The organism is Rossellomorea aquimaris TF-12, from assembly GCF_001648555.1.
Classification (GTDB): domain Bacteria; phylum Bacillota; class Bacilli; order Bacillales; family Bacillaceae_B; genus Rossellomorea; species Rossellomorea aquimaris.
The window spans coordinates 231401-251210 of record NZ_LQXM01000027.1 but is presented as its reverse complement, the minus strand read 5'-3'; the positions used below and the strand labels follow the sequence as shown (position 1 = coordinate 251210).

Annotated in this window: 16 protein-coding genes; 12 read left to right on the top strand and 4 right to left on the bottom strand. The window is 37.6% G+C overall.

Translation table 11 applies throughout. From position 1 onward, the window contains the following. Positions 1 to 102: 102 nt before the first annotated feature. A complete protein-coding gene (gene ytrI / locus IQI_RS10615; RefSeq protein WP_064092610.1) occupies positions 103 to 606 on the bottom strand; it encodes a sporulation membrane protein YtrI in 504 nt (167 codons plus the stop codon). Then, on the bottom strand, positions 603 to 938 hold the full coding sequence (locus tag IQI_RS10610) for a YtrH family sporulation protein (protein WP_064092609.1): 336 nt from the start codon (positions 936 to 938) through the stop codon (positions 603 to 605). The genes ytrI and IQI_RS10610 overlap by 4 nt, the downstream gene beginning before the upstream one ends. 137 nt (positions 939 to 1075) lie before the next feature. Here IQI_RS10610 and dnaE point away from each other — a divergent pair, with 137 nt between their 5' ends. The 7 genes from dnaE (at position 1076) to pyk (ending at position 11587) form a co-directional block, all read left to right on the top strand. Continuing rightward, a complete protein-coding gene (gene dnaE / locus IQI_RS10605) occupies positions 1076 to 4420 on the top strand; it encodes a DNA polymerase III subunit alpha (RefSeq protein ID WP_064092608.1) in 3345 nt (1114 codons plus the stop codon). 162 nt (positions 4421 to 4582) lie between these two features. Further along, positions 4583 to 5821 carry an NAD(P)-dependent malic enzyme gene (locus IQI_RS10600; protein WP_064092607.1) on the top strand — a complete coding sequence of 413 codons (1239 nt, stop codon included), beginning with the start codon at positions 4583 to 4585 and terminating at the stop codon, positions 5819 to 5821. Beyond that, positions 5821 to 6486, top strand: a complete 666-nt coding sequence (locus IQI_RS10595) for a FadR/GntR family transcriptional regulator (RefSeq protein WP_197489736.1) — start codon at positions 5821 to 5823, stop codon at positions 6484 to 6486. Before IQI_RS10600 ends, IQI_RS10595 begins: the two co-directional genes overlap by 1 nt. Positions 6487 to 6640: 154 nt before the next feature. After that, positions 6641 to 7510 (top strand): acetyl-CoA carboxylase, carboxyltransferase subunit beta, encoded by an 870-nt coding sequence (gene accD, locus IQI_RS10590; RefSeq protein ID WP_064092606.1) that lies wholly within the window; start codon positions 6641 to 6643, stop codon positions 7508 to 7510. Next, positions 7504 to 8484, top strand: a complete 981-nt coding sequence (accA, locus tag IQI_RS10585) for an acetyl-CoA carboxylase carboxyl transferase subunit alpha (protein ID WP_064092605.1) — start codon at positions 7504 to 7506, stop codon at positions 8482 to 8484. Before accD ends, accA begins: the two co-directional genes overlap by 7 nt. Positions 8485 to 8835: 351 nt before the next feature. Further along, positions 8836 to 9795 carry a 6-phosphofructokinase gene (gene pfkA, locus IQI_RS10580; RefSeq protein WP_064092604.1) on the top strand — a complete coding sequence of 320 codons (960 nt, stop codon included), beginning with the start codon at positions 8836 to 8838 and terminating at the stop codon, positions 9793 to 9795. Between the two features lie 31 nt (positions 9796 to 9826). After that, positions 9827 to 11587 (top strand): pyruvate kinase, encoded by a 1761-nt coding sequence (gene pyk / locus IQI_RS10575; protein ID WP_064092603.1) that lies wholly within the window; start codon positions 9827 to 9829, stop codon positions 11585 to 11587. Positions 11588 to 11693: 106 nt separating this feature from the next. Here the strand turns inward: pyk and IQI_RS10570 are convergent, their stop codons facing one another. Then, positions 11694 to 12632 (bottom strand): MBL fold metallo-hydrolase, encoded by a 939-nt coding sequence (locus tag IQI_RS10570; RefSeq protein ID WP_064092602.1) that lies wholly within the window; start codon positions 12630 to 12632, stop codon positions 11694 to 11696. Positions 12633 to 12896: 264 nt separating this feature from the next. Here IQI_RS10570 and IQI_RS10565 point away from each other — a divergent pair, with 264 nt between their 5' ends. Continuing rightward, positions 12897 to 13283 carry an FxsA family protein gene (locus tag IQI_RS10565; protein WP_064092601.1) on the top strand — a complete coding sequence of 129 codons (387 nt, stop codon included), beginning with the start codon at positions 12897 to 12899 and terminating at the stop codon, positions 13281 to 13283. 63 nt (positions 13284 to 13346) lie between these two features. Here IQI_RS10565 and ytvI read toward each other — a convergent pair whose 3' ends face one another. Continuing rightward, on the bottom strand, positions 13347 to 14456 hold the full coding sequence (gene ytvI / locus IQI_RS10560; RefSeq protein WP_064092600.1) for a sporulation integral membrane protein YtvI: 1110 nt from the start codon (positions 14454 to 14456) through the stop codon (positions 13347 to 13349). A 527-nt stretch (positions 14457 to 14983) separates the two neighbouring features. Here ytvI and citZ point away from each other — a divergent pair. The 4 genes from citZ to IQI_RS10540 all read left to right on the top strand — a co-directional run bounded on the left by citZ (position 14984) and on the right by IQI_RS10540 (position 19776). Next, entirely contained in the window at positions 14984 to 16102 is a 1119-nt protein-coding gene (gene citZ / locus IQI_RS10555) for a citrate synthase (protein ID WP_064092599.1), read from the top strand. Between the two features lie 125 nt (positions 16103 to 16227). Beyond that, positions 16228 to 17496, top strand: coding sequence for an NADP-dependent isocitrate dehydrogenase (gene icd / locus IQI_RS10550; protein WP_064092598.1), 1269 nt, complete (start codon positions 16228 to 16230; stop codon positions 17494 to 17496). A 76-nt stretch (positions 17497 to 17572) separates the two neighbouring features. Next, positions 17573 to 18511, top strand: coding sequence for a malate dehydrogenase (gene mdh / locus IQI_RS10545; protein ID WP_064092597.1), 939 nt, complete (start codon positions 17573 to 17575; stop codon positions 18509 to 18511). A gap of 788 nt (positions 18512 to 19299) precedes the next feature. Next, positions 19300 to 19776, top strand: a complete 477-nt coding sequence (locus IQI_RS10540; protein ID WP_064092596.1) for a MaoC family dehydratase — start codon at positions 19300 to 19302, stop codon at positions 19774 to 19776. Positions 19777 to 19810 lie beyond the last annotated feature (34 nt).

The following is a 19810-nucleotide window of genomic DNA, read 5'->3' as shown; positions in this document are numbered from 1 at the left end:
TTCCATACTTATTGAACAGAGCTAAATAACATCAATCGTTCCGAAATGAAAACCGTTAAATAACTTGATGTCATATGCTTGTCTTGCTAGCCCAACAACCCCTTAATTCTCATATCTCAATTCTAGTGTTATTTGCGTGGTCGTAAAAAAGTACATTTCCTTTACTTTCAGGCTGAAAGCTTTATCGTCTATTTTCACTGTTTTGTTTTCAATGATTTTTCGAATGAGCTCTTTATTTTGATAAACGGTTTCTAAGTCCTTCGTTAATAAGCTTCTAAGATCCTGACTAATTCGATCCTCTGTTTCGTGAATGCTTAATAACTCCACTTTGGTTTTTGTGTTATTAAGGATTTTTATTTTTACTTCCTGTATCGTTAATTCATCTTGCTTATCTGTATTTAATTGTTTGTACTCCTCTTGAAGATAGGACAATGTATTTTCAAGTTTACTAATATGGTTTTTTTGTTCTTTTATAAGGGTGGATTGTTTTTCGTGCATCGTTCCATACATGAAAAGGAAGATAATCCAACTGATGATTCCTCCGATGACCATTCCTGAGAAGAACCGTTGCCAGGATGGTAATCGATAATAAGGTGGAATTCTCATGGTGAAAGATGCTCCTGTGTCAGCCATGTAATAATCATGGCACCTGTATTCGCCCCGCCTAATGCCGAAAGAATTAATAGAAATTGCTTGAAAACTTCCTTCGTTTCTCCATTTAGAAATCCTTTTTCAAAGCTGTAAACCGTATCAAAGGTTCCCCCAATGGCTGCTATGATTGCCCATATACGAAGAAACCTTGATAGCCGACTCATTTCAAAAAAGAACGGCTGACCCATGGCAAAGGCTGCTAATCCTCCTAACAAAGACCCTCCTAGTAAAACACCAAATGCAATAAAAAAACTTTTAAATAACTCTGGAAAGAAGGCTTCCGCCATTTCATCATCTCCATTTAACCTTGTCTTTACCATAACTATATGGAAACAGAAGACAAGATATGAGGGAGAACATATTTTCTTTTTTTCGATTTCTTTCCTATAATGAAAGTATATTGAGGAAAAAGGGTGTGCGTAACATGTCGTTTGTTCATTTACAAGTAGCCAGCGCTTATAGTCTACTATCAAGCACTATATCCATAAATGGACTAGTACATAGAGCAAAAGAGCTAGGGTATAAAGCTGTTGCTTTAACCGATCGAAATATGATGTATGCTGCTGTCCCTTTTTACAAGGCATGTCTAAAAGAAAACATAAAACCGATTATCGGATTAACGGCAGATATAGCCAGTGAAGATGGAGAAAAATCCTATCCCCTCATTCTTCTTGTCAGAAACCAGACAGGATATCAAAACCTTTTAAAGATTTCTAGTGTAATAGGAGCGAAATCTAAACATGGAATTCCTTTAAAATGGCTTCAATCATATAGTGATGGATTAATTGGTATTACTCCTGGAGTGAAGGGTGAGATAGAAGAACTCCTATTAAATGGGGAGCAGGATCAAGCGAAGAAAACGATTCAGACGTATCAAAAGATATTCGGGAAACATTCATTTTACATAAGTATTCAAAAGCACGGAATATCCTCAGAAGAAGAGCTTATTCCGTTAATTAAAGAAATAGCAGAAAAAACGGATACGGGAGTAGTAGCAACCAATGATGTTCAGTATTTACACCAGGAAGATCATTTTGCCCATGAATGTGTAAATGCTATTCGAGATGGAGCAAAGCTGTCAGAGGATGATCGAGACGTATTACAGACTCATGAGTATTACTTTAAGACAAAGGATCAAATGGTGAATCTCTTCTCCGATCATGTTACTGAGTTGGAAAATACAATAAAAATTGCTGAAGAGTGTCAAGTCACCATTCCCTTTCATCAACAGCTTCTCCCTAAGTACCCATTGCCACAAGGTGTGTCGACTCTACGAGAACTAACTCGACTATGCGAACTAGGACTAAGTGAAAAGCTTGAAACGGTTTCAGAAGAATATTTAGAACGACTTGATTATGAACTTGACGTTATTGGAAGAATGGGGTTTGCTGATTATTTTCTTATTGTTTGGGACTTTATGAGATTTGCGAGAGAGAGAAGAATCTTAACGGGTCCAGGAAGAGGATCCGCAGCAGGTTCTCTTGTTTCATACGCTCTAAGTATTACGGATGTAGACCCCATTAAGCATCAGCTGTTATTTGAGCGTTTTTTAAATCCTGAACGAGTATCCATGCCCGATATTGATATCGATTTTCCGGATCATAGACGGGATGAAGTCATTGAATATGTAGAAAAGAAATATGGGTCTTTACATGTTGCCCAAATTATTACGTTTGGAACATTCGCAGCCAAAGCTGCCCTAAGAGATACCGGACGTGTATTCGGGTTGAACATGAAGGAGCAGGAGCAAATTTCAAAGCTGGTACCGAACCAACTGGGTATTACCTTGCGAGAAGCTTATAAAGGATCAAAAGAGTTTAAAGGCATCATTGAAAGCAGTGAATTGTATAAAAAGCTATTTCAAACAGCTCTTAAACTTGAAGGTCTTCCAAGACACACCTCTACACACGCAGCTGGAGTGGTGATCAGCGAAGGCCCGTTAGTGCAGTGGGTTCCCATTCAAGGCAGTGCAACGGGTATTCACCTCACTCAATTTCCCATGGACACCTTAGAGGAAATCGGGTTGTTGAAAATGGACTTTCTTGGTCTTCGTAACCTGAGTATTCTAGAAGGAATTGTGAAGAGTGTACAAAGAGGTGCCAAGAAAAACTTTTCATTAAAAGAAATACCGATTCAAGACCAAAAGACATTTGAGCTATTAAGTAAGGGTCAAACCAACGGGATATTCCAACTCGAATCAGAAGGAATGAGAAATGTATTAACCAGGTTAAAACCAACATCTTTTGAAGATATTGTAGCGGTTAATGCTTTATATAGGCCAGGTCCAATGGAGAATATCCCCCTTTATATAAAACGAAAGCATGGAGAAGAAACTGTAGAATATCCGCACCCAGATTTAAAGTCTATTCTTGAAATGACCTACGGGGTCATCGTTTATCAGGAACAGATCATGCAAATCGCCTCTAAAATGGCCGGTTTTTCATTAGGAGAAGCGGATTTACTGAGAAGAGCAGTCTCGAAAAAGAAAAAGGATGTACTAGATCAAGAAAGAGAACATTTTGTATCAGGTTCTAAACAAAAGGGATATTCTTATGAAACGGCAAACAGTATTTATGACCTGATTGTACGATTTGCGGACTATGGATTTAACCGTTCCCATGCCGTAGCGTATAGTATGATTGCTTATCAACTGGCTTACTTAAAAGCACATTATCCCGCTTATTTCTTATCTTCCCTTCTTACTTCCGTTGTAGGGAATGAAACGAAGATCGCTCAATATATTCGGGAAGCGAAACAATATGACATTGACATCCTCCCCCCTTCTGTTAACCGTAGTCAGTTTGTGTTCACGGTAGAAGGAAATACCATCCTTTACAGCTTAGCAGCTATAAAAGGGGTGGGAGCAGCAGCGTTAAAGGAGATTGTTCGAGCGAGAAGTGAAAAACCATTTGAAGATCTTTTTGATTTTTGTATGAGGGTTTCATCGAAAGTAATCAACCGGAAAATCTTAGAAAATTTAGTATTGGCAGGAGCGTTTGATGAATTCGAGGTGGATAGAGCGACGCTGTTAGCAAGCCTAGATGTAGCGGCTCAACACGCTGAACTGGTCAATCCTGATGATGAACATGATCTGTTTCACGAGGAAGAGGCTTTTCTCTTAAAGCCGAAATATGTTGAAGTTGAAAAAATGACGATTGATACATTGCTCCAATTTGAGAAGCAGGTACTGGGTCTTTATTTATCCGACCATCCCCTGGCTTCTCATCGTTCCCTCCTTGATCAGCTTGGGTTAAAGCAAATTGCAGATCTTTCTATTCGCGCTAAATTGTCGGTTGGTGGATATATTACCAGTGTTAGATCCATCCGAACGAAAAAAGGAGAGGTCATGGCTTTCTTGGAAATTGGAGATGAAAGCGGTGAAATGGAAGCAGTCGTTTTTCCCAGTGTGTACAAGCAATTTATGACCCAATTAAAAGAAGGTAATATGCTCATATTTGAAGGAAAGCTAGAAGAGCGAAATGAAAAGCGCCAGCTTATCATAAATAAAATCGAACCAATGGAAGAAGCTCAAAGTAAAGTAGACAAAAAGCTGTATCTGAAAATTCCATTGGAACAAGATATAGATGCTACTATGAACCTAATTTATAAAGCCATACAAAATTATAAAGGCCCCAATGGCATTATTGTGCATTATGAAAAAGATAAGAAGAGCATAAGACTTCCAAACCATTTAGGTGTTCATCCTTCAAATAAGGCAATAGTAGAGTTTCAACGTATAGTCGGTGAAGGGAATGTCGTATTACAATAACATACTTTACTTAAATGGAAATTTATATTATTGTTTAATAGACCAAGGTGGTCTGACCACCTTTTTTGTATTTAAAATGGCCTAAATCTATTAATAAAACGAAATAAGATTTTTAGAATGTTTAAGCATTCAAGTAGTGCTGAGATAAAGGGAGTGAACAACATGTCATTGCGAGAAGAAGCTCTGCATATGCATAGAGTCAACAAAGGGAAATTGGAAACCAAATCAAAGGTAGAAGTTCGAAATGCAGAGGACTTAAGTCTAGCCTATTCACCAGGGGTAGCTGAGCCTTGTAAAGACATTTATGACAAGCCGGAAACGGTATACGATTATACAATGAAAGGGAATATGGTGGCTGTTGTCTCTGATGGGACAGCGGTTTTAGGTCTTGGGAACATTGGACCTGAGGCAGCACTTCCAGTGATGGAAGGGAAAGCCGTCCTGTTCAAAAGCTTCGCTGGTGTTGATGCGTTTCCAATCTGCCTGAACACAACCGATGTAGATAAAATTGTGGAAGCGGTTAAGCTCCTTGAACCTACATTTGGTGGCGTCAACCTAGAAGACATTGCAGCACCAAACTGCTTTGAAATAGAAGAACGATTAAAGAAGGAAACCAACATCCCTATTTTCCATGATGACCAACATGGTACGGCCATTGTAACTGTAGCGGGCTTAGTAAATGCCTTAAAGGTAGTAGGGAAGAAAATGTCTGAAATTAAAGTAGTGGCAAATGGAGCAGGAGCTGCAGGAATGGCCATTATTAAGCTTCTTTATCGTTATGGAGTAAGAGACATAATTATGTGTGATTCTAAAGGTGCGATTTATGAAGGTCGTCCTGAAGGGATGAATGCAATTAAAGATGATGTAGCTAAGTTTACAAACAGAGATCATGTTAAGGGCGGCCTGACAGAGGTTTTACAAGATGCTGATGTATTCATCGGTGTTTCTGTTGCAGGTGCATTAACAGAAGCCATGGTTTCCTCTATGAAAAAGGATCCTATTATTTTTGCTATGGCGAATCCTGTACCGGAAATTATGCCAGAGCTGGCAAAAGTGGCTGGAGCGAGAGTTGTAGGAACCGGACGTTCAGATTTTCCAAATCAAGTCAATAACGTGCTTGCATTTCCTGGTATCTTTCGTGGAGCATTAGACGTACGAGCTACACATATTAACGAAAAAATGAAGCAGGCTGCTGTAGAAGCGATCGCTGACTTAATTAGTGAAGAAGAATTAAATGAAGATTATGTCATTCCAGCACCATTTGATAAAAGAGTAGCACCTGCAGTGGCAGCAGCCGTTGCAAAAGCTGCCATGGAAACTGGAGTGGCTCGTTTGAAGATGGATCCCGAAGAAATTCGTGAAAAGACAGAATCATTAGCGGTTATCGGGAAAGAAGAGTGATGTCCAAAGTGAACTCTATCCAGTCTCACGCCAAAGTTTATATTGGAATAGTTCACCAAATAAGAGACATGATATCAAAGGATGGCTTGGGACCTGGTGATAAAATCCCTTCAGAAAGAGAGCTTTCTGAACGATTGAATGTAGGCAGGTCCTCTGTCAGAGAAGCGTTAAGAGCTTTGGAACTTTTGGGATTAATCGAAACGAGAAGAGGAGAAGGAACATACCTAAGGGATTTTCGAGATCATCACCTGATCGATCTTCTCGGCTTGTTTATTCTTCAAGACCATAAAGCTCAAGATGACATTCTTCATTCGAAAATAATGATTGAGAAGGAAGCTTTAAGAACGCTTTTTATACGAAAACACGATGTGGAAAGTCTACTTTTAAAAGTTTCAAATGAAGAGGAAAGCAAATACGTAAGCGACGTTTTCTGCGAAATCGTTAAAGAAAGCAATAACCATCTGGCTCATAGAATCTGGAATATTCTAAACGATTATGAAACGTTAATATGTGGGCAAATGAGTATTACTCCTGCCAAAAGAAATGAGCTTATCCGTTTACTTCGAGGAATACAAAAGCAAGAAAAAGAATCTGTGCAAGAGGCGTATAAGAAGATAAGAAAAATTGTTGATAACGATCTGACAATTTCCAACATCTTTTTTTAATCCTATCCATTAAACTGATAGACAAGCAGTTTTATATCATGAACTCACTCCTGATTAGAGAGCCAATTCTAAGCACTTTTTATTATATTTAATAGTTCTGGTGGGTAGAAAGAGAAATGAAAAAGCTACTGTAAATAGTTAAGGAGGTTACACCTTGCTTAAGGAACTTTTCAATAAATCCAAAAAGAAAAAATATGCAACCATCCCTTCTGAGGCAGCTAAACAAGACGTGCCAGAAGGGATTATGACGAAATGTCCTGATTGTAAAAAAATCATGTACACAAAAGAACTACAGAAAAACTTAAAAGTATGTCTGCATTGTGGGTTTCATCATGGTATGAGCTCAACCGAAAGAATGAATAGTTTTATAGACGCTGGAACCTTTAAAGAACTTGATGAGGAACTAGTATCTGTTAATCCCCTAGGTTTCCCGGATTATCTTGAAAAGCTTGAGAAAGATCGTAAAAAAACAGGATTAAATGAAGCTGTTTTGACCGGTTCAGGGAAGGTTAACGGAATTGATGTAGTAGTAGCGATCATGGATTCGAGATTCCGAATGGGAAGTATGGGATCCGTTGTAGGTGAGAAAATCACGAGAGCCATTGAAGAAGCTGATAAAAGAAAGGTTCCATTTATTATTTTCACAGCATCTGGAGGGGCACGCATGCAAGAAGGAGTCCTTTCCCTTATGCAAATGGCGAAAACGAGTGTTGCTCTAAAACGATTGAGTGAAAATGGGAACTTATTCATCTCAATTATGACCCATCCTACGACCGGGGGAGTATCTGCAAGTTTTGCCTCAGTGGGTGATTATAATTTTGCAGAGCCTGGAGCCCTCATTGGATTTGCAGGTAGAAGAATCATTGAACAAACTATTCGTGAAGACTTACCTGAGGACTTCCAAACAGCGGAATTTTTATTAAAACATGGGCAGCTTGACGGAGTCATTTCCAGATTGGATTTAAAAGAAAAGATAGGCACAGTATTAGATATTCATCAGTGGGACGGTGATCTACCATGGTAAACGAGATGGAGTTTGAAAAGCCTGTTGTTGAATTAAAGAAAAAAATTGCAGAGCTTAAGGAATTCACTCAGAATTCAGACGTAGATTTATCAAAAGAGATTGATAAGCTGGAAACTCGATTGCAAAAGCTTGAAAATGACATATATGAAAATATGAGGCCTTGGGATCGAGTGCAAGTAGCTCGTCACCCTAATCGACCTACTACTCTTGATTATATAAGCTATCTCTTTACCGATTTTATTGAGATGCATGGAGATCGCTTATATGGCGATGACGAAGCGATTGTTTCAGGTATTGCGAAGTTTCAAAGCATGCCCGTAACCATTATTGGTCATCAAAGAGGGAAGGATACGAAAGAAAACATCCGAAGAAACTTTGGGATGCCTCATCCTGAAGGCTATCGTAAAGCACTTAGATTAATGAAACAGGCAGAGAAGTTTCATCGCCCAATTATTTGTTTTATTGACACAAAGGGTGCTTATCCAGGGAAAGCAGCGGAAGAGCGAGGACAAAGTGAAGCCATTGCAAGAAACTTAGTAGAAATGGCGGGGTTAACCGTTCCCGTTATCTGTATTGTCATTGGTGAAGGTGGAAGTGGTGGGGCACTGGCATTAGGAGTGGGGAACCACATTCATATGCTTGAAAACTCTACCTATTCGGTTATCTCACCTGAAGGGGCAGCTGCACTCCTTTGGAAGGATTCGACTCAAGCTAAAAAAGCTGCTGAATCCATGAAAATTACTGCCCCTGACTTAAAAGATCTGGGATTGATTGATGAAATTATCACTGAAGTGACTGGTGGAGCACATAAAAATGTAAAAGAACAAGCTGGATATATAGAAGAAGTATTAAAGCGTTCCCTTACAGAATTAGTTCCACTTAAAAAAGAAAAACTCGTTGAGCATCGTTATGAAAAGTTTAAATCAATGGGTGAATATTCTGTTTTAAATGACTTAATTGGGGTAAAATCATAAAGATAAAGAGGACTGACAAATAGGAAAATTACCATTTGTCAGTCTTTTTATTATCATTTCAATATAGAAAAAAACATAGATGTGTCGGAATTTTGAAGGTTTTTACAATTGAAACGCTTTCATTTAATAGATTATTTCGTCTTTTGAGTTTCCCTCTATTAACCTGTTGAGAACCTTGAATCTTCGTGTTATTTTAGAAATAATCCATAGTCTATTGGTCCATAATAATGTAAGGCATGGAAATGGAATATCCCTTACATTATTGATGAGTCCTTAGCCTTATGTGAAACCATTAACAAGTTAGATTTTGCCATTACATATAAAAGCTTATTTTTTGATGAGGTGATCATAGTGAAGAAGATTGGTGTATTAACAAGTGGTGGAGACTCACCGGGAATGAATGCAGCCGTTCGTGCGGTTGTACGTAAAGCAATCTTTCAAAACATCGAAGTATACGGTATTTACCAGGGGTACAATGGTTTAATCAATGGTAATATTAAAAAGCTTGAGCTTGGTTCGGTTGGTGATATCATTCACCGAGGCGGAACGATGCTGTATACAGCTCGTTGTGAAGAATTCAAAACAAAAGAAGGACAACAAAAAGGAATTCAACAACTAGAAAAGCATGGTATTGAAGGACTGGTTGTTATTGGTGGGGACGGATCTTATCAAGGTGCAAAAGCCCTTACTGAATTAGGGTATCCTTGTGTCGGTGTTCCTGGAACCATTGATAACGATATTCCAGGGACAGAGTATACGATCGGTTTTGATACTGCTCTTAACACAGTTATTGATGCCATTGACAAAATACGTGATACAGCCACTTCCCATGAAAGAACATTTGTTATTGAAGTGATGGGACGAAACGCAGGAGACATTGCTCTGTGGTCCGGCCTTGCAGGTGGCGCTGAAACCATTCTTATCCCTGAAGAAAAATTCGATTTAAACGATGTAGTCAGTCGATTGAAAAAAGGGCAAGAACGCGGAAAGAAGCATAGCGTTATCATTGTAGCAGAGGGTGTTATGTCTGCAAATGAATTTGCCAATCGTTTTACAGAAGCAACAGGAATGGACACAAGAGTTTCAGTTCTGGGTCATATTCAACGTGGGGGAACCCCAACAGCATCCGATCGGGTGTTAGCGAGTCGTTTAGGAGCGCGTGCCGTTGAATTATTGATGGAAGGAAAAGGTGGAAGAGCTGTTGGTATTGAGAAGAATCAACTTGTTGATTATGACATTATTGAAGCATTGGCTAAACCACATCAAATTGACTTAGAAATGTATAATCTTTCCAAAGAGCTTTCAATTTAAAGTGTTGATAGATTTCAGGAGGTAATGATAAATGAGAAAAACGAAAATAGTATGTACAATTGGTCCGGCAAGTGAAAGTGTAGAAAAATTATCTCAATTAATCGAGGCAGGTATGAACGTTTCTCGATTGAATTTTTCACATGGTGATCACCAAGAGCACGGACAGCGAATCGAAAACATTCGTAAAGCAGCAGAAAAATCAGGTAAAAACGTTGGGATTCTTCTAGATACAAAAGGACCAGAAATCAGAACAAATAACATGGTGGATGGTGCAATTGAATTACAACAAGGATCAACTGTCATTGTATCGATGAAAGAGGTTTTAGGAACAACAGAAAAATTCTCCGTTACATACGAAGGATTAATTGAAGATGTTCATGTTGGATCGAAAATCCTATTAGATGATGGTCTAATTGGTCTTGAAGTCACTGAAATTGATAAAGCGAATGGAGAAATTCATACGTATGTAGCCAATAGCGGTGTATTGAAAAACAAAAAAGGTGTAAACGTACCAGGTGTTTCTGTAAACCTTCCTGGAATTACAGATAAAGATGCCAGCGATATTATTTTTGGAATTCAACAGGGCGTTGATTTCATCGCTGCATCCTTTGTAAGACGTGCATCCGATGTATTAGAAATTCGTCAATTATTAGAAGAGCACAATGCTCCACATATTCAAATCATCCCTAAGATCGAAAATCAAGAGGGTGTAGATAACATTGACGAAATTTTAGAAGTGTCCGATGGTTTAATGGTAGCTCGTGGAGATCTTGGGGTAGAAATACCTGCTGAAGAAGTACCGCTTGTTCAAAAGCAGTTAATCAAAAAATGTAATGCCCAAGGGAAACCAGTCATCACGGCAACACAGATGCTTGATTCTATGCAGCGTAACCCAAGACCAACGAGAGCAGAAGCAAGTGATGTTGCAAATGCTATTTTCGACGGCACAGATGCTATCATGCTTTCAGGTGAAACAGCAGCTGGAACCTATCCGGTTGAAGCTGTACAAACCATGCATAACATTGCTTCAAGAGCAGAAACTGCTTTGAATTTCGATGATATTCTATCTGCCCGTAGCAAGGATAGTGAGCATAATATGACAGACGCTATCGGTCAATCCGTAGCTCACACAGCTATTAATTTAGATGTGAATGCCATTGTTGCTCCAACAGAAAGTGGACATACAGCTCGTATGATCTCAAAATACCGTCCTAAGGCCCCTATCGTAGCCGTAACGGGCACAGAGTCTGTATCTAGAAGGTTAGCACTTGTATGGGGTGTTTATCCAACGGTTGGACGTAAAGTCAAGACAACTGATGAAATGCTCGATATGGCTGTTGAAGAAAGCATGAACTCTGGAATGACGAAACATGGAGATCTCATTGTCATCACTGCTGGTGTTCCGATTGGTGAATCAGGAACAACCAATATGATGAAAATTCATGTAGTGGGTGACATTGTGGCAAAAGGTCAAGGAATTGGCCGGAAATCTGCTTATGGTAAAGCGGTTGTTGCAACCTCTGCTGAAGAAGCAGTGAAAAACACATTACCTGGTTCCGTTCTCGTTACGATTGGTACGGATAAAGAAATGATGCCTGCACTAGAGAAGTGCTCTGCACTTATAACAGAAGAAGGCGGATTAACTAGTCATGCCGCAGTAGTAGGAATTAATTTAGGAATTCCTGTACTTGTGGGAGTAGATAATGCGACTTCCCTATTTGAAAACGGTCAAGAGATTACTGTAGATGCAACTCGTGGGGTAATCTACAACGGGCATGCAAGCGTACTTTAATCACTGGTGGCATTAAATAGGATAAATTTCACATTAAAAACGCTTGGAGATTTCCAAGCGTTTTTTTTGTTCTTAATCCAGTAATGTGTTTAACAAATCCCTATGTTTATTTTGCATAAAATGTATAAACATTAGATATGTTATTTTTGATTCCATTCACACCTATCCATTCCTTATATTCATTTGGAGTATCAAACTCTGAAACAAAGGATTCTAATGTTTGTCCTTTTTTCAGTGCATCCTTTGACTTTTCAATTAAAAACGATAAATATCCATCTAATGTATTTAACAGCTCGTTATCACCAACATTTCCGTGACCCGGAACAATTGTTTCGATATTCATTTCCTTTACTTTCTCTAAAATAGAACTAAATTCATCAGGGTTATAGATGGGTAAATGTAATCCCTCCGTTACTAAATCACCCATAAAAACAATTTTTTCTTCAGGTAAATACAGTAAAGTATCGCTCGGAGAATGTCCCCCTCCTAAACAATATAATTCTACTTTCCTTTTTGAACCATCTATAATCAATTTTTCTTCGAAGATAACTGATGAAAGAACCAGTTTCATTCTAGGCAAATCATCAAGAATTTTTGACATTTCATTAAGCTGGTTAGTAAGGCTGACTTTCCTTATTTTATCTTGATTTAACTCTACTTGATTTCTTAAGTCATTTAGATATTTTTCCATATCGTTTTTTTCTTTTTCTACATCACCTATTTCATTTTTTTCTTTACTCCATTTTTTTGTCATAGATGTAGATATAATCGTAGTATCCATAAATGCTTGGTTTCCAAATACGTGGTCACCGTGGAAATGACTATTAATGAGATATTTTACTTTTTTTCCAGTAATATCTTCTGCTTGTCTTCTTAACTCATAACCAGCAGATGGGGTAGCAAATGAATCAAATACAAGTATTTCTTCACCCAAATCAACAATACCCGCATTACTCCAAGCACCTTGCCCAGGTTTTGAAATAGCAGCATATACACCATTACATAAAGAATCTAAAATAAAGTAATCCGTTTCTACTATTTTCAATCTCGCTCCCCCTCAACTTCTATACTAAAGTGTTTGACACAAATACATCGTATTCCTTCAATAAACCTAAATCCCCTTTTCTTCTGTCAGTTTTCCATTAAGATAAATCAGATGTGAAATCTACTCTATGAAATCCGTTACAGGATCGCTAATCATTCTCCATTCAGACCCAATAGAACATTACTAGAAATCCTTGCATAATACGTTATCTTAATCATATGTTATAATAGTAAAGAACGTACTAATGTCATGGAGGAATCCATTATGAGATATATTTTATTACTATTAATAATTGTCCCTGCTTTGGAAATCGGTTTACTTGTTCTTTCTGGACAAGCAATAGGTCTACCCTCAACAGTTTTATTGATTATTTCTACTGGTATATTGGGAGCTTATTTAGCGAAGAAGCAAGGAATCGAAACACTTCGAAAAGCACAACAAGATATGCAATATGGTCAACTACCAGGAGACGCCATTATAGATGGATTATGTATTTTGGTCGGAGGAGTAGTGTTATTAACTCCAGGATTTATTACAGATGCCATTGGGTTTATGCTTTTACTTCCAACAACTCGTAAATTGTTTAAGCCTTTTATATACAAGCTATTTAAACGGTGGATTAATAATGGCAATGTGATTATATATCGATAGTCAAAAACAAGCACGGCTTCATTTGAAGCCGTGCTTGTTTTAATATTTATTCACATTCAATCATTATTTTCCCATAATAAAATTCCAAGTATCTTCAAATACTCCAGCTCGTTTCAGAGTAGATAAAATGACAAGGACAACTGGTCCTACAATTAATCCTAAAAATCCAATGGTCTTAAAACCAACGAAAAGAGCTATAAGTGTAGCGAGAGGATCTAATCCAATGCTTGAAGATAATACTTTCGGCTCCATGATTTGACGTTGAACAACAACCACTAAGTATAGAACAGACAATCCAATACCAAGTCCTACATTTCCTGTAATAAACTCATATGCAATCCATGGAACGAACACGGCTCCCGTTCCTAAATAAGGTAATATGTCCACGAGTCCGCTTACAAGTGCAATCGTAATAGCGTAATCTACTCGTAAAACAATCAACCCTATCAAAACAATGATGGCGGTTATGGAGATGAGAGTAAACTGAGCACGGATAAAACCGAACAGTGCCTTTTTTAAATCAACAAAAACTTTTCTTCCACTCGTCATGGCTTTCCCAGGAATGATTTTTTCTGCTTTTGCCGATAATCTATACCAATCTTTACTAATGAAAAAAGTAGCTAATGCCGAAAAAATTAGAACAGAAGCCGCATTCGGTATCCAGGAAATAAGTTGAGGTAATTTTTGGAAAAAATTCTGAAGAAAGTCTCCAGCTGATGTAGCAATTTTACTTCCTGCTGTTTGTACATTATTAAGGATTGTATCCTGTTGCCCTGCATCAAGATTTTTAAAGAGCCCTGAAAGCTGATGATATAAGGGAATCACATGGCCAACAATAAAATTCTCCGCATATTTAACCAATGTTTCCACATGACTCGGAAGAGAGTCTGCTAAGTAATTTGCCCCAGAGACAATTTCTGCTATGAGTAGAGTGATCAGACCTATAAAGATTCCAATAATCATAATTAAGGAAATGGTCACAGCCCAAATTCTTGGAAGCCTGCCCTTCCTTTCAAACCAGTTGACAAGCGGGTTCATTAATAATGCAATTGCAATAGCGATAATAAATGGATAAGCAAGCTTCCATATGTAATACAAGGCTATAAATGAAAGAATGATAATCGCTACAACGATGATGAATCGGAGCGTGCGGTACACGTACTCTAAATTCAAATTTTGTTCCCCCTACCCACTCTTTTCTTTCTATTTTAAAGGAGACAGGAAATGAAAGGAAGTTCTATTTTTTCAGTTCGAATAAGTGGATAAAAAGTTGGTATGGTAGGATAATAACAAGTGAGGGTTTTAATAGTAAAGAAGTTATAAGACTTGCACGTTTGAAACGCATTAATAATATTGTGGTTTTTTAGATAATAGTGATTTCTAATAATTTGCCTAAATCAGTAAGAAAGAAATTCCTTGGTTTATTTTTCTAGAAAAATAATTTTTATATAAATTAGTGCGTTTCCGTTCACAAAAGTCTGATAATTGTTTATAATAGGAAATGTAAGCGCATCCTAAGCTCTTATGGTATTTACTACTCAAGAGCCGGGAATCATTTTTTGTATAGGAATTGAGCAATCGCTCAGCTTAGTATTCAATTTTTTTTAAACTCCCACTACAGCTATATCGATAGTCTTGTAGGGTTTTATACTCATATGAAAATGAGTAAATGTGAAATACTTATTAAAGGAGAGGTTATTATGACAACAACTCGTGGGTTAGAAGGAGTTGTAGCAACAACATCATCCATTAGTTCCATCATCGATGATACCCTTACATACGTTGGCTACAACATTGATGATTTAGCAAACAACGCTAGCTTTGAAGAGGTAATTTATTTACTATGGCATCTTAAACTGCCAACTCAAACAGAGCTTCAGGAATTAACTGAACTATTAGCGGAAAATGCAGCTCTGCCTAAAGAAATTATTGAACACTTCAAAATGTATAACATTAAAGAAGTTCACCCAATGGCGGCACTTCGTTCGGCTGTTTCTTTACTAGGTTTATATGATGACCAGGCGGATGTTATGGAAGAAGAAGCAAATTATCTAAAGGCTGTTCGTCTTCAAGCAAAGATTCCTACTATTGTAACGAGTTTTGCTAGAATTCGTAATGGACAAGAACCAATTGCTCCACGAAAAGACCTTGGATTTGCGGCTAACTTCTTGTACATGCTAACAGGAAAAGATCCAGAACCTATCGAAATAGAAGCATTTAATAAAGCGCTTGTTCTTCATGCAGATCATGAATTAAACGCTTCAACATTTACTGCACGTGTATGTGTGGCAACACTTTCAGATGTTTACTCAGGTGTTACGGCTGCAATTGGCGCTTTAAAAGGGCCATTACACGGTGGAGCAAATGAGCAAGTGATGAAAATGCTTACTGAGGTTGGGTCTGTGGATCAAGCAGAATCTTATATCCTGGATAAACTTGAAAAGAAAGAAAAAATTATGGGCTTTGGTCACCGTGTATATCGTGAAGGCGATCCACGTGCAAAGCATCTTAAGGAAATGTCTAAGAAGCTAACGGAATTAAGAGGGGAAAGCAAATATTACGAAATGTCTGCGAAGATTGAAGAAGTCTTTACGGCTAACAAAGGTCTTCCGCCAAATGTTGATTTCTACTCAGCGTCCGTTTATCATAGCCTAGGTATTGACCATGATTTATTCACACCGATTTTCGCAGTAAGTCGTGTGTCTGGCTGGTTAGCTCATATTCTTGAACAGTATTCCAATAATCGATTAATCCGCCCTAGAGCTGATTATATTGGACCTGGTAAGCAACAATATGTGCCAGTTGAACAAAGAGGTTAATCATCAATATTTACAAATAGCAAAAATATTGGTGTAATAAATAAAGAGAAGGGGACTGACTCTAAAATGCAATTAGCACTTAAGGGTCATCCCCTTTGATAATGAATGAAAATGGAGGCTACATAATGACACAAGGTGAAAAAATTACAAACCAAAACGGCCAACTAAACGTGCCAAACAATCCAATCGTTCCATTCATTGAAGGTGACGGAACTGGTCCAGATATTTGGGCTTCTGCTCAGCGCGTTTTAGACGCATCTGTTGAAAAAGCTTACAAAGGTGAGCGTAAGATCTCTTGGAAAGAAGTTTATGCTGGAGAAAAAGCGTTCAACAAAACAGGTGAATGGTTACCAGCTGAGACTCTTGATGCGATTCGTGAGTATTTCATTGCTATCAAAGGTCCTCTTACAACACCAGTTGGTGGAGGAATTCGTTCATTGAACGTAGCTCTTCGTCAAGAACTTGATCTATTTACTTGCCTACGTCCTGTACGTTATTTTGAAGGAGTTCCTTCTCCTGTTAAACGTCCAGAAGACACTGATATGGTTATCTTCCGTGAAAATACTGAAGATATCTATGCTGGTATTGAGTACGCTAAGGGTTCAGATGAAGTGAAAAAATTAGTTTCTTTCCTACAAGATGAAATGGGAGTTAACAAAATTCGCTTTCCAGAAACGTCTGGAATTGGAATTAAGCCTGTATCTGAAGAAGGTACAAACCGTCTAGTACGTGCGGCAATTAACTATGCCATCACAGAAGGACGTAAGTCAGTGACTTTAGTTCATAAAGGTAACATCATGAAGTTTACTGAAGGAGCTTTCAAAAACTGGGGTTACGAGCTAGCTGAGAAAGAATTCGGCGATAAAGTATTCACTTGGGCTCAATATGACAAGATTAAAGATGCTGAAGGCTTAGAAGCGGCTAACAAAGCTCAATCTGAAGCAGAAGCAGAAGGAAAAATCATCGTAAAAGATTCAATCGCTGATATTTTCTTACAACAAATCTTAACTCGTCCAGCTGAGTTTGATGTAGTTGCTACAATGAACTTAAACGGAGATTACATTTCTGATGCACTAGCTGCTCAAGTTGGTGGAATTGGTATTGCTCCAGGAGCAAACATCAACTATGAATCAGGCCATGCTATCTTTGAAGCAACTCATGGAACAGCTCCTAAGTATGCAGGAATGGATAAAGTGAATCCTTCATCTGTTATTCTTTCTGGAGTACTAATGCTTGAGCACCTTGGTTGGACTGAAGCAGCTAACTTAATCACTAAGTCTATGGAGAAAACAATTGCTTCTAAAGTTGTAACATATGATTTCGCTCGTCTAATGGATGGAGCTACTGAAGTGAAGTGTTCTGAGTTCGGATCAGCTCTAATTGAAAACATGTAATAACCAATAAATTTGTAGGAGTGTTCATTTATGAACACTCCTATAATACATATTTAAACGAATAGGGGGAATTATGGTGACAATTAAGCGTAGAAAAGTATCCGTTATTGGTGGAGGTTTTACAGGTGCGACAACAGCACTTATGCTAGCTCAGAAAGAACTTGGGGACGTTGTATTAGTGGATATTCCACAAATGGAAGATCCAACAAAGGGAAAAGCATTAGATATGCTTGAGGCCAGTCCGGTTCAAGGGTTTGATGCTAACATTACCGGTACTTCTAATTATGAAGATACAAAGGATTCGGATATTGTCGTTATCACAGCTGGAATTGCTCGTAAGCCTGGTATGAGCCGTGATGATTTAGTGCAAACAAATCAAAAGGTAATGAAATCTGTTACTCAACAAATTGTTAAGTATTCACCTAACTGCTTTATCATCGTTCTTACCAACCCTGTAGATGCAATGACATACACTGTGTTTAAAGAATCTGGATTCCCAAAAGAACGAGTAATTGGTCAATCAGGAGTTTTAGATACAGCTCGTTTCCGTACATTTGTTGCACAGGAGTTAAACCTGTCCGTTAAAGACATTACAGGTTTTGTTCTTGGAGGTCACGGAGATGACATGGTTCCTCTTATTCGTTACTCTTACGCAGGAGGAATTCCTTTAGAAACGTTGATTCCAAAAGATCGTTTAGATGCCATTGTTGAGCGTACTCGTAAAGGTGGAGGAGAAATTGTAGGCCTATTAGGAAATGGAAGTGCTTATTATGCTCCCGCCGCTTCACTTGTCCAAATGGTAGAAGCGATTCTGAAGGACCAACGTCGAGTGATTCCAGCTATCGCATACTTAGAAGGTGAGTATGGATTTGAGGGGATTTACTTAGGAGTTCCAACGATTCTAGGTGGAAATGGTTTAGAAAAAATCATTGAACTAGAACTGACGGAAGAAGAAAAATCTGCATTAAATAATTCAGCAGAAGCAGTAAAAAATGTTATGTCTTCACTGGCATAATCACTTAGCTTTAAACATATAGTTTCATACCTTCAAGGGCTGACTCATTAAAAGAGTCAGCTTTTGCATTATTTTCAGGAAAATAATGCAAATAATTATTTCTACTAAACAACAAGGTGGGGAGGAAAGTATATCGTATGTTACGCAAAAGTCATTTTATTTAAGCGTATGAACCTCTACATCAAAAGCTCTAATAAAAGACCCTAGCTGTAACTCCAAAATTTCTTATCTAACTATAAGGATGTAAATAATCAACAACGGACATATACTTATAATTAGGGAAATGAAAAGTATTCTTTTCATTTAGTACTCCTTTCGTGCAAGGGGGAATTATAATACATTTTTCAAACCTTCAACTATTCAAAATTCTTTTAGCAATTTATATAATTATGCACTGTTTACACCCTCAGTTTAATGGGAATTTTGTTATGCGATTTATAAATGGAGAGGGATTAGATTATGAGAAAAAGTAAACCTTGGAACCATATAATTGAAGGGGTATCTTTAGTACCTGAATTAATTATTTTCCCTTTAAGAATAATAGGGAAATTATTGAGATTAATCATAAATATATGGAACTAGACACATTGAATATAAATAAAAGGTTCTTTACTCTATTATATAAACCTCCAGCTTCGCATGCATCTAAGATAACACTTAGAGATTTACAAATTCAGCATTGCTTAAAATATCTTTTGTATGGAAACCCTAGAAATGATAGTATATAAGTATATAGATAATTTTTATTATTCTAAATTGTAATCGTTTACATTCCGGAGGTGCTTCTTATGTTATTAGGGAAAAAGAGAAAACTAGGAAGAAAAATAGAGGAGATGTCAATCGGAGAGAAATTAACGTTAACTGAGAAAATAGAAGACAACGATCTTCTTCTTTATCTAGGGTTAACAAATGATGCAAATCCATTATACATTCAACATGATTATGCTTCTCAAACTCCTTTTAAGAAGCCGATTGTACCATCAATTATGTTAACAGGTATCATTACGTCTGCGGTTTCAAAGTATTTGCCTGGACCAGGTTCTCATATACTTGAACAGAAAATTGATTTTCCTAAACCAGTTTATCATTATGCTACAATCCAATTTCTATTTGAAGTCATAGAAGTAGATACAGCCACTCATACCGTAACGATTAGAGTTACAGCGGTAAATGAAGATGATGAAGAAGTGATAACTGGAACCATAAAGGTTTGTCCTCCCCACAGATTAGAAAAAATGAATAGTCATGCCTTAGAAAACTTTTAAAGATCAAGTAGAACTATGAATACTATTTCATAGT

Excerpts from the sequence above, each read along its gene's own strand:
- citZ (WP_064092599.1), top strand. The coding sequence starts at position 14,984 with ATGACAACAACTCGTGGGTTAGAAGGAGTTGTAGCAACAACATCATCC.
- IQI_RS10540 (WP_064092596.1), top strand. The coding sequence starts at position 19,300 with ATGTTATTAGGGAAAAAGAGAAAACTAGGAAGAAAAATAGAGGAGATG.
- IQI_RS10565 (WP_064092601.1), top strand. The coding sequence starts at position 12,897 with ATGAGATATATTTTATTACTATTAATAATTGTCCCTGCTTTGGAAATC.
- accA (WP_064092605.1), top strand. The coding sequence starts at position 7,504 with ATGGTAAACGAGATGGAGTTTGAAAAGCCTGTTGTTGAATTAAAGAAA.
- ytrI (WP_064092610.1), bottom strand. The coding sequence starts at position 606 with ATGAGAATTCCACCTTATTATCGATTACCATCCTGGCAACGGTTCTTC.
- IQI_RS10610 (WP_064092609.1), bottom strand. The coding sequence starts at position 938 with ATGGCGGAAGCCTTCTTTCCAGAGTTATTTAAAAGTTTTTTTATTGCA.
- icd (WP_064092598.1), top strand. The coding sequence starts at position 16,228 with ATGACACAAGGTGAAAAAATTACAAACCAAAACGGCCAACTAAACGTG.
- IQI_RS10595 (WP_197489736.1), top strand. The coding sequence starts at position 5,821 with ATGTCCAAAGTGAACTCTATCCAGTCTCACGCCAAAGTTTATATTGGA.
- IQI_RS10600 (WP_064092607.1), top strand. The coding sequence starts at position 4,583 with ATGTCATTGCGAGAAGAAGCTCTGCATATGCATAGAGTCAACAAAGGG.
- dnaE (WP_064092608.1), top strand. The coding sequence starts at position 1,076 with ATGTCGTTTGTTCATTTACAAGTAGCCAGCGCTTATAGTCTACTATCA.
- pyk (WP_064092603.1), top strand. The coding sequence starts at position 9,827 with ATGAGAAAAACGAAAATAGTATGTACAATTGGTCCGGCAAGTGAAAGT.